The 15,977-nt window shown below is 32.4% G+C and carries 12 protein-coding genes; 10 read left to right on the top strand and 2 right to left on the bottom strand.

The window, feature by feature from the left end; all coding sequences use genetic code 11:
* The first annotated feature begins 168 nt into the window (after positions 1–168).
* From DFR78_RS01790 to DFR78_RS01770, 5 genes are all read left to right on the top strand, one after another.
* Entirely contained in the window at positions 169–1,905 is a 1,737-nt protein-coding gene (locus DFR78_RS01790) for a flavocytochrome c (RefSeq protein WP_114457126.1), read from the top strand.
* A gap of 366 nt (positions 1,906–2,271) precedes the next feature.
* The gene (locus DFR78_RS01785) at positions 2,272–2,964 is read left to right on the top strand and encodes a DtxR family transcriptional regulator (protein ID WP_114457125.1); all 693 of its coding nucleotides are present in this window, start codon (positions 2,272–2,274) and stop codon (positions 2,962–2,964) included.
* 2 nt (positions 2,965–2,966) lie between these two features.
* The gene (locus DFR78_RS01780; RefSeq protein WP_233486938.1) at positions 2,967–3,200 is read left to right on the top strand and encodes a FeoA family protein; all 234 of its coding nucleotides are present in this window, start codon (positions 2,967–2,969) and stop codon (positions 3,198–3,200) included.
* Positions 3,200–5,248: a ferrous iron transport protein B gene (gene feoB, locus DFR78_RS01775; protein WP_114457124.1), complete on the top strand. Its 2,049-nt coding sequence runs from the start codon at positions 3,200–3,202 to the stop codon at positions 5,246–5,248. The genes DFR78_RS01780 and feoB overlap by 1 nt, the downstream gene beginning before the upstream one ends.
* A gap of 97 nt (positions 5,249–5,345) precedes the next feature.
* On the top strand, positions 5,346–5,528 hold the full coding sequence (locus DFR78_RS01770; protein WP_114457123.1) for a hypothetical protein: 183 nt from the start codon (positions 5,346–5,348) through the stop codon (positions 5,526–5,528).
* Between the two features lie 134 nt (positions 5,529–5,662).
* On the opposite strand, the gene DFR78_RS01765 is transcribed toward DFR78_RS01770, so the two are convergent.
* Positions 5,663–6,442, bottom strand: a complete 780-nt coding sequence (locus DFR78_RS01765) for a LytTR family DNA-binding domain-containing protein (protein ID WP_114457122.1) — start codon at positions 6,440–6,442, stop codon at positions 5,663–5,665.
* A complete protein-coding gene (locus DFR78_RS01760; protein WP_114457121.1) occupies positions 6,439–8,145 on the bottom strand; it encodes a LytS/YhcK type 5TM receptor domain-containing protein in 1,707 nt (568 codons plus the stop codon). The genes DFR78_RS01765 and DFR78_RS01760 overlap by 4 nt, the downstream gene beginning before the upstream one ends.
* Before the next feature lie 338 nt (positions 8,146–8,483).
* Between DFR78_RS01760 and DFR78_RS01755 the strand changes: the two genes are divergently transcribed.
* The 5 genes from DFR78_RS01755 to DFR78_RS01735 all read left to right on the top strand — a co-directional run bounded on the left by DFR78_RS01755 (position 8,484) and on the right by DFR78_RS01735 (position 15,915).
* On the top strand, positions 8,484–9,368 hold the full coding sequence (locus tag DFR78_RS01755; protein ID WP_114457120.1) for a cation diffusion facilitator family transporter: 885 nt from the start codon (positions 8,484–8,486) through the stop codon (positions 9,366–9,368).
* A 302-nt stretch (positions 9,369–9,670) separates the two neighbouring features.
* Entirely contained in the window at positions 9,671–13,447 is a 3,777-nt protein-coding gene (locus DFR78_RS01750; RefSeq protein ID WP_114457119.1) for a DUF445 family protein, read from the top strand.
* Entirely contained in the window at positions 13,444–14,340 is an 897-nt protein-coding gene (locus DFR78_RS01745) for a metal ABC transporter solute-binding protein, Zn/Mn family (RefSeq protein ID WP_233486937.1), read from the top strand. Before DFR78_RS01750 ends, DFR78_RS01745 begins: the two co-directional genes overlap by 4 nt.
* On the top strand, positions 14,337–15,110 hold the full coding sequence (locus tag DFR78_RS01740) for a metal ABC transporter ATP-binding protein (protein ID WP_114457118.1): 774 nt from the start codon (positions 14,337–14,339) through the stop codon (positions 15,108–15,110). Before DFR78_RS01745 ends, DFR78_RS01740 begins: the two co-directional genes overlap by 4 nt.
* The gene (locus DFR78_RS01735; protein ID WP_114457117.1) at positions 15,103–15,915 is read left to right on the top strand and encodes a metal ABC transporter permease; all 813 of its coding nucleotides are present in this window, start codon (positions 15,103–15,105) and stop codon (positions 15,913–15,915) included. The genes DFR78_RS01740 and DFR78_RS01735 overlap by 8 nt, the downstream gene beginning before the upstream one ends.
* Positions 15,916–15,977: the final 62 nt, after the last annotated feature.

The following is a 15,977-nucleotide window of genomic DNA, read 5'->3' as shown; positions in this document are numbered from 1 at the left end:
TGTAAAAGTATATGATATAATGGATCTTTTTTCAACATATATGTGAAGAAAATAACATAAAAGGGCGTGATAAAAAAGAATACAGTTTGAGAGAATAGTTTTATAGTACAGGGAATACGTTATAAACACAACAAAAAATCAACGATATGTAAATACAGGAGGATAAAAATGAATAAAATTTATAAATTATCAGTAGTGCTATTAAGTATAGTGATGACCTTTACACTAACACTAAATATATCAGCACAGGATGATACAAACATTATGGAAGCAGATGTAGTTGTAATCGGTGGTGGGGGGGCAGGCCTGGTATCTGCACTTAAAGCTTCTGAAAATGGAGCAGATGTCATTTTATTAGAGAAGATGGCATATATGGGTGGAGCAACAATGCTTTCAGCTGGTATTATTCCGGCTGCAGGAACATCTTTTCAGGCAGAAGCAGGAATTGTTGATACTCCAGAACAGCTTGCCCTGGATATTCTTCGTCCTTCACATTACAGTGTGAGGCAGGATTTAGTAGATACTATTGCTTTAAATGCTGGAGATATAGTAGAGTGGATGGATGAGCTCGGCGTAAAGTGGAATCTGTTAACTGGTTTCCTTTATAAAGGACAGTCAAATTATAGAATGCATCAGGCAGAAGGTCAGGGTGCAGAAATTACAAAGGTATTGATTGATGAAATCTATGCAAGAGATAATATTAGAGTTCTGCTGGAAACACCGGGTACAGGTCTTTTAACCACTAATGATGATAGAGTGATTGGTGTAACAGCAGAAAACGTTTCGGGTGAAATTATTGTAATTAAAGCTGATAATGTAATTCTTGCTACAAGTGGTTTTGCAGCAAATGATGAAATGATGAAAAAATATATACCGGAAATTACAGCAGCATATCCAAGAGTTGCTCCAGGTGCTACAGGTGAAGGTATTGTCTGGGCAGTAAAATTAGGGGCAGATGTTGCCAATATGGATGCATATCAGGGCTATGCTCCAATCAGTAATATAACAAAAGACAGCCTTGATTTATCAATGCTTTACAGAGGAGCTATTTTGGTTAACACCAACACCGCTCGCTTTACTGATGAGTATTTAGGTTATTCAGAGCTTTCTGCACATGTAATCAATCAGCCTGGGAATATAGCTTATCTTGTTCTGGATAAAAATGTTGCTGAGGGAACATCTGCTTTAGAAAAATATGAAGAAGACGGAATTCTCTTTAAAGCTGATACTCCGGCAGAACTGGCAGAAAAAATTGGACTTGATTCTGAAGGTATGAAAGAAGTATTTGCTAATTACAGAGAAGCCATTAAAGTTGGAGAAGGAAGATTTAATAGGACTAAACTTCCCGAAAACTGGGAAGCTCCATTTTATGCAATTGAAGTAACAAGTGATCTGCGCCATACTCAGGGTGGTATTGTAATTAATACAGATGCTCAGGTATTAAAGACTGATGGTGAAGTAATTAAAGGTCTTTATGCTGCTGGTGGAGTAACTGAAGGATTTTCAAGTTCTGGTGGACCTGCATATATGTCAGGTAATGGACTTCTTCAGGCATTTGTATTTGGAAAAATTGCAGGAGAAAATGCTGCTGCAAACCTTATTGAAGTAGAAAAAGAAGTTTCTGCAGTTAGTGATAAAGTATATAAGGATGGTACATATACTGGTTTAGGCAGAGGTTTACATGGTCCAATTGAGGTATCAGTAAGAGTAAGTAATGGTAAGATTAAAAGTGTAACGGTATTCTCACATGAGGATACTCCAGAAATTGCAGATAGTGCAATAGAAAAATTAAGTGAAAAAATAGAAGAAATAAATAGTCCGGATGTAGAAATAGTATCTGGTGCTACTTATACCAGTAATGGACTAATCGAAGCAGTAAAAGATGCACTGAAAAATGCTGAGTAAATAAGAATGTCAAATAAAAAAACCCGGCCTCCAAAATAAGGCCGGGCAAACAAGAAGGAAAGATCTCTATGTAAAAGCAGATAAGTATCTGCTTTAATTAGGGAAAAAGAGCAGCTGGCTATTAACAGTGTAAATATATAATAGCACAGCAGTATTAAAGAATTATTAAAGCAAGATTAAAATTAAATTAGAATTTCCTTATTAGGAATAATTATTATTACTAATCTGCCGGGTTTTTCGGCAGATTTTTTTCTTGACAAAATAGCTCAAATTATATTATAATTAAGATAGAATTGAAATTGAAAATCATTATCAATTAAATATTTTTTTGAATTTAATTTAGGTTTTCCTAAAAGAGGTGTGATTATGAAGGAAGAAATTTTGCTGTCAAAATCACTTGAAGATTATCTTGAAGTTATTTTCCATTTGAGCAATAAAAATGGTTCAGCAAGAATTACAGATATTGCTTCAGATATGGAAGTCGCAGCATCAAGTGTTAATGAAATGATAGGTAAATTAAGTGTAAAAGGGTTGGTCAAACAGAAAAAATATGGACCGGTACTTCTGACAGAAAATGGTGCAGTTTATGCTAAAAAAATTGATTGTGTCCATAAAATAATTTTCAAATTTCTGTATGGACTTCTGGGAGTTAAAAAAGATACTGCTGATCATGATGCATGTTTAATTGAACACAATGTTAGTTATCAAACCGTAGAAAAATTAAATCAGTATTTGATAAAGCAAAATATTATAGATGAAGATGATAGTTGCCTCAGTGAGTTTTTTGTTAACAATAAAGAGGGGGTAAAGAATATGGCAGCAGATACAAAAAATTTAAATTTAAATCAGATAGATGTAGCTGTAGAAGCAGAAATAATAAAGATTAATGCAAAGGGAAAATTAAAGAGAAAATTGATGGATATGGGCCTTACCAGAGGAACAAAGATTACTGTAAAAGGTAAAGCACCTATGGGAGACCCAATTGAAGTTAAAATTAGAGGATATAGTTTGAGTTTACGCCAGAATGAAGCTGCAGAGATTCTGGTAAAGGAGGTATAAAATTGATCCCTTTAGCAATGTTAAGACCAGGTGAAACAGCCTGTATTAAAAAAATAGTTGGTGGAAGAACTGCAAAAGGAAAATTAACAAATTTAGGATTTGTAACTGGTAAAAAAGTTAAAATTTATAAAAGTTCTGATGGGCCACTGATAGTTGGTCTTGGAGACAATAGAATTGTAATTGGACATGGAATGGCCCATAAAGTAATGGTAGACACTGAAGGATGTGAAAATTAATGGCATTAAATAAAAGCAAGAGAAAAGATAATCAAATAAGAATTGCCCTGGCCGGAAACCCAAACTCAGGGAAAACAACAATGTTCAACGAATTGACAGGTTCCAGACAGCATGTTGGTAACTGGCCTGGAGTTACAGTAGAAAAGAAAACGGGAAGGGTTTCCTATCAGAATTTTTCACTGGAAGTTATTGATCTTCCCGGCACATATTCATTAGGTGCATATTCGGAAGATGAAATTGTAGCAAGAGATTTTTTGACAGCCGGTGATTATGATGTAGTTTTAAATATTATTAATTCTTCCAATTTGGAAAGAAACTTATATTTTACAGTCCAGCTTTTAGAAATGGGAGTAGATTTGATTGCTGTTTTAAATATGGCTGATGAAGCTGAGAAAAAGGGGATCATAATTAATAAGGAGAAGCTTGGTCAAATGTTGGGAACACCTGTTGTGGAAACAGTGGCCAGCCGCGGTAGAGGTATTAGTAACCTTTTAGAAAAAACTGTTGAAAATAGAGATTTATCTGAAACAGCTCTCAAAATTGATTACGATAGTGAACTAGAAGCTTTAATTGGTGAAGTAGTTTCAATGCTTAAAGAATTTGGTTTTACAGCTCAGATCAGTCACCGCTGGACTGCAGTTAAATTAATTGAACATGATCCAGAAGCTGTAAAATTGGTGGAACGAGAAGTGGGAGTTTCAAAAGCAAAAAAAATTAAAAGTTTAATTGCTGAAAGAGAACTAAAAGCAGAAGATGATTTTGATAATATTATTATTGATAAAAAATATGAATTTATAAATAAAGTTATAGAAGAATGTGTTCAAAGACCGGAGGAAGGTCAGGAGCCTGAAAATGTATCTGATAAAATTGATGCAGTAATAACCAATAAATATCTCGGCATTCCAATTTTTATGGCAGTAATGTGGGGTATTTTTAAATTTACTTTTACTGTTGGTGATCCGCTGATTGGATATATAGAAGCATTTTTTGCAGCAGCAGGAACCTGGATTGGTGGTTTATTGACAGGAGCAGGGGTTTCTCCCCTTATTACCTCTTTTATTACTGATGGAATTATTGGTGGTGTAGGTTCAGTACTGGTCTTTATTCCCAATATCTTTTTATTGTTTCTGGCTATAGGTGTTTTAGAGGACAGTGGCTATATGTCAAGAGCAGCTTATGTTATGGATAAGGTAATGAGTAAACTCGGGCTCCATGGGAAATCATTTATTCCAATGATTGTTGGTTTTGGCTGTAATGTGCCTGGAGTAATGGCAACCAGAACCTTAGACAGTAAGCGCGATCGAATTATTTCTATTTTAATTAATCCATTAATGTCCTGTTCAGCCAGATTGCCTGTTTATGTAATTTTTGCAGGAGCTTTATTCCCTAATCATGCCAGTACAGTTGTTTTTTCACTCTATGCACTGGGGATTATAATGGCAGTGGTTATGGCAGGGATTTTTAATAAAGTGTTATTTAAAGGTGAGAGATCACACTTTGTTATGGAACTACCCCCTTATAGATTTCCAACTCTAAAAGGAGTTTTCATACACATGTGGGAAAAAGTTGGAGCTTTTATTAAAAAAGCGGGTACAATTATCTTCTCAGTTGTAGTTCTAATCTGGGTACTTGCCAATTTACCCTTAGGTGTAGATTATGCTTCTGCAGAAAGTTTAATTGGACAGTTTGGACAGCTTGCAGCTCCAATATTTGAGCCTTTAGGATTTGGCAGCTGGCAGGCAGCATCTTCACTTATTTTTGGTATTTTAGCTAAAGAGGTAGTTGTTGGTACACTTGGTGTTGTTTATGCAGCTGGAGAGGGTGGATTAAGAGCAGCCCTACAGACTAATTTTAGTCCACTGGCAGCATATTCATTTTTAACTATGGTACTTCTATATACACCGTGTATAGCAACACTTGGAGCAGTAAAATCAGAAACTCAGAGCTGGAAATGGACTATTTTCACAGCTTCATATCTTTTTGTTTTAGCCTGGATAGTATCATTTATAATCTACCAGGGAGGAAAGCTGCTCGGAATTGGAGTTTAAGTAAACTGATAAACTAGTCGAATTATTAAAAAGAGAATTTGATTAGTTATTAAAATAATAAAACTGAATTTGAGCTGTACGAATCAAGGAGGTTATTATGGAATATTTATTTTTAGGAATTCTTGGTACTGGGAGTCTTTATTATATTGCTAAAAAGTTATATGGAGGACTTAAGGGTACTGATAGTCCCTGTGCAGGCTGTGGTAATGAAAGCTGTCCTGTAGCTGGGGGTAAAGAATATAATTTTGACGATATAATTATTGATGAGGAAGATAATTAAAAAAGTATTTATATAAAGCAGTAAAGCAGTACCGGGTACAAAAAACGTTTTTTGTACCCGGTACTTGATTTATATATTAGATACAGGATTAACAAGTGTTTTAAACTGAGTGGTAAAAAATAATTCGAATTATATTATTTTATATTGAGCAGTTCGTTCAATCTCTGCACCCTGCTTCTACTAACTGGAATTTTATGTTTGCAAAAATCTGATAGTATTACCTGATATTTACCTTTGAACCAAGGTATTACAGCTTTAATCAACGTCAAATTTACAATATAACTTTTGTGTATTCTGTAAAAATTTTCAGGCAGAATTTTTTCCAGTTTTTTTAATTGAAATTGAGTTATATAAGAATTATTATCTGTATGAGCCCATACTTTTTTGTCTTTAGTGGAAAAATAAAAAATATCATTATAATTTAAAAGTAGATATCTATCTCCATCGGAAACAGCAATTTTTTCTGGTTTTTGAGAATGTTTTTGCAGCTGATTAAGCAAACTATTTATATTTTCCCGCATAAATTTTTCTTTATTAAAGCTATGAGAATTTATTTTTTTCCAGACACGATCTAAAGTTTGATTTAGTCTTTTTTCACTGACTGGTTTTAGGAGATAATCTACAGCAGCAAGCCGAAATGCTTCTACAGCATATTCATCATAAGCGGTGGTAAATACTATAAGAGGAGAATCATTTTTATTTTGAAGCTTTTGGGCTACCTCAATACCAGAAATACCGGGCAGTTTTATATCCAAAAAAAGCAGGTCTACTTCAGTGCTTTCTAATAATTCAAGTACTTTGCGACCTCCGGCAGTTTCAGAAATAACGTCAAATCGTTTATCTTTTTCTAAAAGATATTTGAGCTCTTTTCTGGCCAGAACTTCATCTTCGACAATAACTGTATCTATAATCAATTGGCCATTCTCCTTTCTTCAAAATAATCTGCAGGCAAACTGATATTAATTTCTGTTCCTTCATTAGCTCTGGAATAAATGTTAAGCTCTGCTGATTTATTATAAATAACATTTAGTCGCTCTTTTATATTTTTTAAACCAATATGGTCCTGTTTTTTGTTAAAAATGCTTTTTAGCTTTTCTTTATTCATACCGATACCATTGTCTTTAACAGTTATTTTTAACAGTTTATTCTCTTTTTTGACACTTATAAAGAGCAGGCCTTTACCTTCTTTTGGATAGATACCGTGTTTTAGTGAATTTTCTACAAGTGGCTGAATGATAAAGGGAGGGATTTTATATTCCAAAATGTTATTTTCTATATCCCAGCTTACTTCCAGCCTTTCTCCCAGGCGTGCTTTTTCTATGTCAAGATAATTCTGACAGAATTCTATTTCATCAGCCAGTGTTGTCTGATTTACATTTCTTTTTAAAGTTCTTCTAAATATATTTGCGAGCTTTCTCAGTAATGTTCTTGACTGCTGTGGATCAATTCTGCAGGCAGAAATAATTACATTTAAAGAATTGAAGAGAAAGTGTGGATTAACCTGAGCCTGCAGGGCCTTTAGTTCAGATTCACTTTTTAATTTTGCTTCTTGGCTTACTTTAGCCAATTTAATCTGGGTTGCAAGCAGACTGGAAATACCTTCAGCAAGTTTAATATCAAGCACAGATATTTTTTCACCGCTTCGGTATAGTTTAAGCAGACCGAATACATTATTTTCAATTTTTAAGGGAGTAATAACTGCATTTGTTAGAAAACAATTCTCATTTTCACAACCTATGTCTTCTTTTTTATCAATAATAGTAGTTACCTTTTTATTTAAAGCTCTTTTACTTGCTTTAGTTTTAATTTTTTCTCCCGGAAAATGGTGGTCGCTTCCAATTCCCACAAAAGCCAGAACTCTCTCTTTATCTGTAATTGCTGCTGCATCAACACTGCTTTCTTTTTTTATCATATTAATAATTATAGAAGCAGTTTCTTCATTTAATCCTTTTTGTAAAATAGGAAGGGATCTATCTGCAATAGATAAGGCTTTTTCAGCCTGAAGAGCTCTAATTTTTTCATGTTCTTCATTAACTTTATCCAGAATACTTATAAAAGCAGATATACCGACAGCATTTGTTAGAGCCATGGGAATAGATATTACTTTTACAAGCTGTAGAGACTGTGAAAATGGCCTGCTTAAAAATAGAATAATTATCATTTCTATTGAAAGGGCCAGCAAGCCAATAAAAAATCCATTTTTATAATTTATTTGTCCCTTTAAATATTTTTTATGGAAAAGGCCGCCAATAAGTCCAGTTGTAATAGTGCCAGCCGCACAGGCAAAAGCAGTAAATCCACCCAGGGTATAACGATGTATACCACCGATCATTCCCGCTAAAATTCCAACTGCCGGACCGCCCAGCAGGCCTCCCATAAAAGCACCAATACCTCTAATATTAGCATAGGCTTCTAAAATATATATTCCCAGATATGTTCCCAGCAGTGAAAGTATACCAAAAAATATAATTAAAAAAGTTTTTTCTAGTCTCTTCATCGGAGAAATAAAGAAAAGTTTAATGCTGTTAATTCTGCTTAATATATAAGCAAAAGTTACTATAACAGACATACTTTTAAAAAGAGTAAATAATAAATTAAAAACTGCAGAATAGTTCATTTTATACCTCCAAAAAATTTCTTCTGTGAACCCCTTCACCTAAATCAAAAACAAGATTTAGATGGAGTTTTTTTTGGCTGTTTTAGATAAATTACCTTCTATAATTGCATAATACTACAAGATGATATAATATTCAAATATTAGTCAGGAAGACTCTTTGCTTAATGAGCCTTATTTAGCATCATAGTTGAGTTTTAGATAAATTTAAAAATTTCATTTATGACGCAATTTCTTTTTTGCAGTTCTAAAATTAATTTTGAAGAAACTCTTATTATTGCTATTTAATTTCTAAATTGATATACTAAAAGTTAACAAAAACAAAAATTGTGAGTGATTATATGAAAAATGAAGAATTGCGCTATCAGGAAGGAAAAAGAATAAGCATAATCAGTTTGATTACAAACCTATTACTTGCTGCTTTAAAAATTATAGTTGGTTATACTGCTAACAGTAAGGCACTGATTGCAGATGGATTTCATTCTTTTTCTGATATGGCATCCACTATTATTGTAATGTTCAGCATCAAATTTTCAAAAGCTCCTGCTGACAGCAATCATCCATACGGCCACGAAAAAGCTGAAGCTCTGGGAACCAACATTTTATCTGTTATTCTTCTGCTGACTGGTTTTTTACTGGCAAGAGATGCTGTTTATTCACTTATGGAAAGAGAAATCATTATCCCCGGCACTATTGCTTTAATAATTGCTTTTATTTCTATTATTAGCAAGGAAATACTTTACAGATATACAATTAAAATTGGAAAAAAAATAAACAGCAGAGGATTAATTGCAGATGCACATCACCACCGCTCTGATGCACTTTCATCTGTTGCAGCACTAATTGGTATAGGGGGAGCTAAACTTGGATTCTGGTATCTTGATCCCTTGGCTGGTTTTGTTGTAGCTGTATTGATATTAAAGGTAGGCTATGAAATAATGAGAGACTCTTCTAATGAGCTGATGGATGGTTTACCGGAAGAAGGGAAAATAGAACAAATAAAAAAATTATCCCAAAATGTTTCCGGTGTAATTGAGGTTGAGGAAATAAAAATAAGAAGTTATGGGCCAAAATTTATTGCGGATATAATAATTGTGGTTGATGATAATCTTACAGTTGGAGAAGGACATGACATTGCAGCTAAAGTTAAAAGAAATATAATGGATGTAGAAAAAGATTTTAAAGATGTTCTTGTTCATGTTGATCCTGAATCAGTTCACCAGTGATAGAAGTTAAAGTCTGTTAGCAGAGCACGTGGGATGGTTCAAGGGTGGACAAATTTTAGAAAAAACTACACAAAATGAAAGTTATCCACAATTTGTACACAAAACATGTGTTTTATCCACAAAAAAATAGTATATATTAACAAATACTGTGGATAATATAGTTATTCACAAGTTATCAACAATTTGTGGATATCAAAAATAATTACTATTAACGATTACTGTTTTTAAAGAGGTGGGCTTTATGAAAAATAATAATTTCTGCAGATTTGTTATAATAAAAAATATAAAAGGTGTTTTAAAAAATGGCTGTAAATGAGATATATACTGCAGCTGCAGGAGTTCTTTCAGGTGCTTTAACTGGATATCTGACAAATAATCTGGCTTTAAAGATGATATTTAAAAAATACGGGCCCTTTGGCGGAATTGTATTAAAAACCAGAGATGAATTTATAGCAAGTATCGCAGATTTAGTTGAAAATGAGCTGATAGATAAACAGCTTCTAAAAGAAGAGTTTTCTCGTAAAGAGTTCAAAAATAATTTCAAAAAAATGATAGAGGATTTTTATGGAAAATATCTGTACCGGAGAACAGGTAAGGTTAAAATTGGTGAAATACCGGCTTTTGAAGAAAATATGGATCTGCTGGCAGAATTTATCTGCAGAGAAAGCAGTGATTTTGTTGGAGATATTCTATCAACTTTCCGCAGTAATTTTGATTTTAAACTGCTGTTAAATGAGCAGGAATTGGAAAATATATTTCTGGAGATGTATAATTTTTTTGTAAAAAAAATGGATGACAGAGATTTTTTTATTAAGATCCTATTTTCGCTATTTGATGATTTAAAAGACTATCGAATAGAGGATATGACTGGGCAAAAATTTAAGGATGATTTCAAAGAAAATATTTTACAGCTAATAGAAACAATAAAAAAGGAAAAAACTGCAGATGAATCAAACTTTTTAACAGATTTATTAAATTTATTTGATCTGGATAAAACGATTGAGGATTTTTTTGAACAGCTGGAAAATAAAAGAATAAACTGTATATTAAATGATCCTGCAGAAATAGAAAAGTTTATTTTTTCGGATGATTTTTCAGATATAGAAAAAAATCTGAGCAGCAATTTAAAAGATTTTCTTTTGGAATCCAGCAGTTCATTTTCGGATTTATTAAATAAAGAACAGAAAAAAAAGATCGAAGCAGATATAATTGTAATACTAAAGTTTTTTCGGGAAGAAATAAAAAACTTTATAATTGAGAAAGATGATAAAATAAACTCCTTTATTTTCGAAATTTTTGCAGAAGAAATAGAATCATCTTCAGGTTTAAAAAAATTAAGTCGAGAATCGATCTATTCTCACTACAGAAAAAATATGACAGCAGATAATTCTCCTTCAGCACTGCTGTTAAATTATCTGGATAATTTAAAGCAGGATGATTTAAAAAAATTAAGCAGCCGTATTTTGAATCATCTAAGCAGCCAAAAAATTGATGAGAAATATTTAGACTTTGAAAGTATAAATTATGATAAAGAGAAATTAATTTCTCTGCTTTCTCAAAAATATAATAGTAAGATCTCAGAAATTTTTCCAGAACTATTCAAAAAAGATAAAATAAAAAACAGCAAAAAAAAGATATCAGAAAAAATGCCTGATATGCTTGAGGAGTTGCTTGAAGATCCAAAGAATATTAATAGAGTAACTGATTATATTTTTGCACTTAGTATTGAGAAAGCAGATTTTTCTTCACTGATTGAAAATAATATAGAGTTTTACTCATCACAGATAATAAAGTTCATGCAGCTGAAAAATAAAAGTATAATAAATAATTTTACTGCAGTTTTTAGAAAAAATTTAGATATGGAAAATAATCAGTTTTTAAGTATCCAAAAAGCCAAAAAGTCCGTCGAACAATTTTTGGATAAATTTTTTGCTGAGCAACGGGAAGGATTAAAAAAGAAAGAGCTGATCAATTTTTATGATCTACTAAGAAAAGAAGAAAAAACTGCTTCAGAAATTAGTGATTTTATTTTAGAAGTTCTCTATGTAAATATTCCGGAATTTCTTGAAGGAAAGATTAAAGAGACAGTTTCAGCCAATTTAAATAAGCTCAGCGATAGAGAAGTCCAGTCAGCACTGGAAGATTTTATCGGGAAAGAACTTAAGCCAATTACTTATCTTGGTGGATTTTTAGGTGCTGTAGTTGGTGGTCTATTTTCTGTATTTGCACCAGAACTTTCTTTAATTTCTACCAGTTCATCACTATGGATCGAATATTTAAGCTCAGCTTTTATTTATGGTGGAGTAGGATGGCTTACAAACGTTATTGCTCTATGGATGATTTTTCATCCATATGAGAAAAAATATTTAGCAGGAATTTCTATTCCGTTTTCACCTGGAATTGTTGCCAAAAACAGGTACAGATTTGCAGAATCAATGGGTTATTTTGTGGATAGAGAACTTCTGGAATCGGGTTCGACTGCTTCTTTAATAAATGATAATAGAGATAGATTAACAGAAGAATTACTGTCTCAGCTTGAGGAAGATAATTTTGCAGCTGTATACAGCTTTCTTGCGGATAATTCAGGTCTTATTTCCAGAAAAATAATGGAAATAATTAAATCTTTTATAGATAATTATCAGTTTAATGATGAAGATAGAAGTGTTGAATTTATTTCTGAATTTGCAGTCAGAAAAACTGCTGATTATTTATCACAGCAGGATATTGATAGTATATTACAGTTTGCAAGCGGCAGTCTGGAACATATTTATAGCAGAGAGTTATTTAAAAATTTAAATATTAGTAATAAACAATTAAACAAAATTATTCCTCAGAGGAACAGCTGGAATTTATACAGCCGTGATGTACAGAAATTATTGTTGAGCGGTGCAGCAGGAGATGTAATAAAATATATTCTTCCGAAAAATATAAAATATGAATTTTTTAATATTGATCTTTTAAATAGAGCTGAAAGATTTCTTTCTGAAATAAAACTTTCTACTCTGAACAGTCTGGTTCAGCAGAATATGTCTTATATAGCAGAGATTCTCAAAGAAAAGATGGAAGAGCTAATTGAAAGAGAAAAAAGAAAAAGAACGGGAATTATTGAAAATACGCTTATGTCAGGTGCAATTTATTTTGCAGATCTGGATGAGTTTTTGCAGAATACTTTAATGAGGATTAATGAGCGAAGGTTGGATAAATTTCTGCAGGAAGAAGAAAGTAATATACAAAATATTGTAGAGAAAGTTTTTCAGAAAGCACGGGAATCTAAAAAAAACCTTTATATAAATAATTTTAATGCTGCAGATTCTTTAATTAATTTAATGACTTCCAGTAGAGGAGATAAATTTATAGATGAGTTTTTTGCAAAAAACAGAGTAGAGATAGAAAAAATCACTGCAGAACTATTAAAAGACAGTGATGATACTTTAATTAGATTAATATTTGATATTGATAAAATAGAGCTCGAGAACTTTTTGCATAAATATTTTGTTCAGGGTCTATTTAAAGAAATTGCAGAAGGAGAAAATTATTTATTCAGTAGAGATAATATAAAATCTGTGCTGAAAAATATATCAGCAAACATTAGATTTTTGTCTACAAATAAATGCATAAATAATTTCTTTTCAGATATTGATCTGGAAAGAAGTGATGAATCAGTAATCATTAGTGCTGAACATTTAAATGAAATACTAAAAAAAATTAGAGATTTGACTGAAGATAAAAAATTCCAGACTGATATTAATAATATTTTGGAAAAAGAGACCCTCTCTCTGATAAATTATTTTAATGATAGAGGTTCTTATATAACATTTAATTATTTTGCTAAACTGTTTTTAATGGCAGGATTTGACAGTCTGGAAAACAATATCATTTCACTGTTTAATAGTGTTAAAATTAAAGAAATGGCCACTAATCAGGTTAAAGCAATGGATCCAGCTGAGATTGAAGCAATGTTCAACAGTTTTGCTGGAAAATATTTTTCGCATTTAAAACAGTATGGATGGTTTGGAGGCATATTTGGAGTGATTCAGATTTTGCTAAAAAACATAATCGAAGAAGGTGGTTTGTTTTGAGAAAGAATAGATATTATAATTATTTATATGTTATGCTTTTGGGAATAATTATGTTATTTTTTAGTTCCAGTATTATTTCCGGAGCTGTTTCAGAAAAACCGGCTGCTGCTCTTACGATAGCACCTCAGAAAGAGATGTTAAATGCTGTTGCAGGTGGAGAGGTTGATTCTTTTGTAATGGTTCCTCCAGGATACAGCCCGGCAAATTATGCACCTGCTCCTCAAGAAATCAGGGATTTTTCGGAAGCAGAAATATATTTTTCTATAGGTGTACCGGCAGATATACAGAATATCCTGCCACAAGCAGAAGAACTGAGTGGTAATTTAAAAATAGTAAAATTATTTGAAGCTGTTGACAAAAAATTCCCCCCAAGAGTTTTCAAAGATGGAGGAAGAGATCCACATATCTGGCTTTCACCATTAAGGTCAGCCTATATGGTAAATATAATGGCAGAAGAACTGGCAGAATTAATGCCTGAAAAAAAAGATTTTTTTATAAAAAATGCTGACAGTTATATTAAAAAAATTAAAGAAGCTGACAGAAGAAATAAAAAACTTCTTGCAAAATATAAAGGAGAAAAAATTCTTGTATATCATCCATCAATAGGTTATTTTACCGATCACTACAATCTGGAAATGATAACTATAGAAGATCACGGAAAAGAACCAGGGCCAAGACAGATACAAAAAATAATTGATGAAGCAAGAAAAGAAAATATAAAAACAGTCTTTTATCAATCTGAAATTGACAGCAAAAAATCGAGAGCAGTGGCAGAAGAGATTGGTGGGAAAGTGATTCAGCTTGATCCACTTGCAGAAAATTATTTGGGTAATCTAACTCAGATGGCTGAAATCATGGCTGAAACTCTAAGTAAAAGAGATGATCTAAAGTGAGTTATGCAGTTGAGTTAAATGGAATAACAGTTAAATATGGCAATTTACCTGTACTGGAAGATATAAATTTAAAGGTCAAAAATAAAGAGTTTTTGGGCATTATAGGGCCCAATGGTGGTGGAAAAACAACTCTGTTAAAGGTGATACTGGGGCTGATTGAGCCTGTAAAAGGTGATGTTATTATCTGTGGCTCCAGTTCAAAAAAAGCACTTAATAATATTGGTTATGTGCCGCAAATTTCTGCATTTGACAGAAATTTTCCTATTGATGTGCTCGATGTTGTTTTAACTGCCAGATTAAAGGGTAATATAAACTTTTTCCATCATTATAAAAAAAAGGATATCAATAAGGCAGAATCTATTTTAAATAAACTGGATCTTTATGACCTAAAAGACAGGCAGATAGGACAGCTTTCTGGAGGTCAGCTGCAGCGGGTGCTGATTGCCAGAGCACTGACAATGGATCCAAAAATATTACTTTTAGATGAACCTACTGCAAGTGTTGATACTGCTTCTACTTCCGCAATCTATGAAATTTTAAAAGATTTAAATAAAGAAAAAACTATTATTGTAGTTACACATAATCTGTCAGCAGTATCTTCATATTTTGACAGCCTGGCCTGTCTGAATAGAAGACTTTATCATCATGGCGAAAAGAATCTTAAGCAGGATATTACAGATAAAGTTTTCGGCTGTCCTGTTGATCTTATTGCACATGGACATCCACATAGGGTTTTTTCTCCTCACAGAGAAGAGGTAAATAATGATTGATGCTATTTTGAATTATCAATTTATGCAGAATGCTGTTATAAGTGCTGTTCTGGCAAGTATAGTATGTGGATTAATCGGCACCATAATAGTAGAAAAAAAACTGGTTATGCTCAGTGGTGGTATAGCACATACTTCTTTTGGAGGTATAGGGCTTGGCTATCTTATGGGATTTGAACCTATTTATGGAGCTTTTGGTTTTGCAGTTTTTTCTTCACTTACTATTGCTTTTGTGAGGCACAGGGTAGGAACAGGTTCTGATACTTTAATAGGTATGTTTTGGTCACTTGGTATGGCTTTAGGTATACTGTTTATAGGTTTTACCCCAGGTTATCCACCTGATATTTCATCCTATTTATTTGGAGATATTTTAACAGTAACAGCAGATGATGTCAGATTAATATCTATTTTAACAGTATTTATTCTTTTTTCTGTTATCAGTCTTTTTAATTACTGGAAGGCATATCTTTTTGATGAGGAATTTTTGAGTGTAATAGGTGTTAATGCTAAATTTTTTGAATATTTCCTGTTTATTATGATTGGCCTGGCTGTAGTTGTACTAATAAGAGTGGTGGGGATTATACTGGTTATAGCACTGCTGACTGCTCCTCCAGCAGCAGCCAGATTATTTACAAATAACCTAAAGAAAATAATGATTTTTGCCATTATTTTAGGTCTTATATTTTCTTTTAGTGGTTTAATACTTTCATATTATTTTAATCTACCTTCAGGTGCAGTGATAATCATAACAGCTGCTGTATTTTATTTTTCTTTTGCCTTTTCGAAGATGAAGGAAATAAAAAAATAATTACAGAAATTTAGTGTATATTTCTAAAATAAAAGTGCTTATTTCTAAAATAAAACAGAAGA

The organism is Halanaerobium sp. MA284_MarDTE_T2, from assembly GCF_003337245.1.
Classification (GTDB): domain Bacteria; phylum Bacillota; class Halanaerobiia; order Halanaerobiales; family Halanaerobiaceae; genus QPJE01.
Note: the sequence above shows the minus strand (reverse complement) of the source record. Positions and strands in the feature narration are given on the sequence as shown.

Bases quoted from the DNA above. Each gene is read 5' to 3' on its own strand.
- DFR78_RS01790 (WP_114457126.1), top strand. From the start codon at position 169: ATGAATAAAATTTATAAATTATCAGTAGTGCTATTAAGTATAGTGATG.
- DFR78_RS01785 (WP_114457125.1), top strand. From the start codon at position 2,272: ATGAAGGAAGAAATTTTGCTGTCAAAATCACTTGAAGATTATCTTGAA.
- feoB (WP_114457124.1), top strand. From the start codon at position 3,200: ATGGCATTAAATAAAAGCAAGAGAAAAGATAATCAAATAAGAATTGCC.
- DFR78_RS01770 (WP_114457123.1), top strand. From the start codon at position 5,346: ATGGAATATTTATTTTTAGGAATTCTTGGTACTGGGAGTCTTTATTAT.
- DFR78_RS01760 (WP_114457121.1), bottom strand. From the start codon at position 8,145: ATGAACTATTCTGCAGTTTTTAATTTATTATTTACTCTTTTTAAAAGT.
- DFR78_RS01755 (WP_114457120.1), top strand. From the start codon at position 8,484: ATGAAAAATGAAGAATTGCGCTATCAGGAAGGAAAAAGAATAAGCATA.
- DFR78_RS01750 (WP_114457119.1), top strand. From the start codon at position 9,671: ATGGCTGTAAATGAGATATATACTGCAGCTGCAGGAGTTCTTTCAGGT.
- DFR78_RS01735 (WP_114457117.1), top strand. From the start codon at position 15,103: ATGATTGATGCTATTTTGAATTATCAATTTATGCAGAATGCTGTTATA.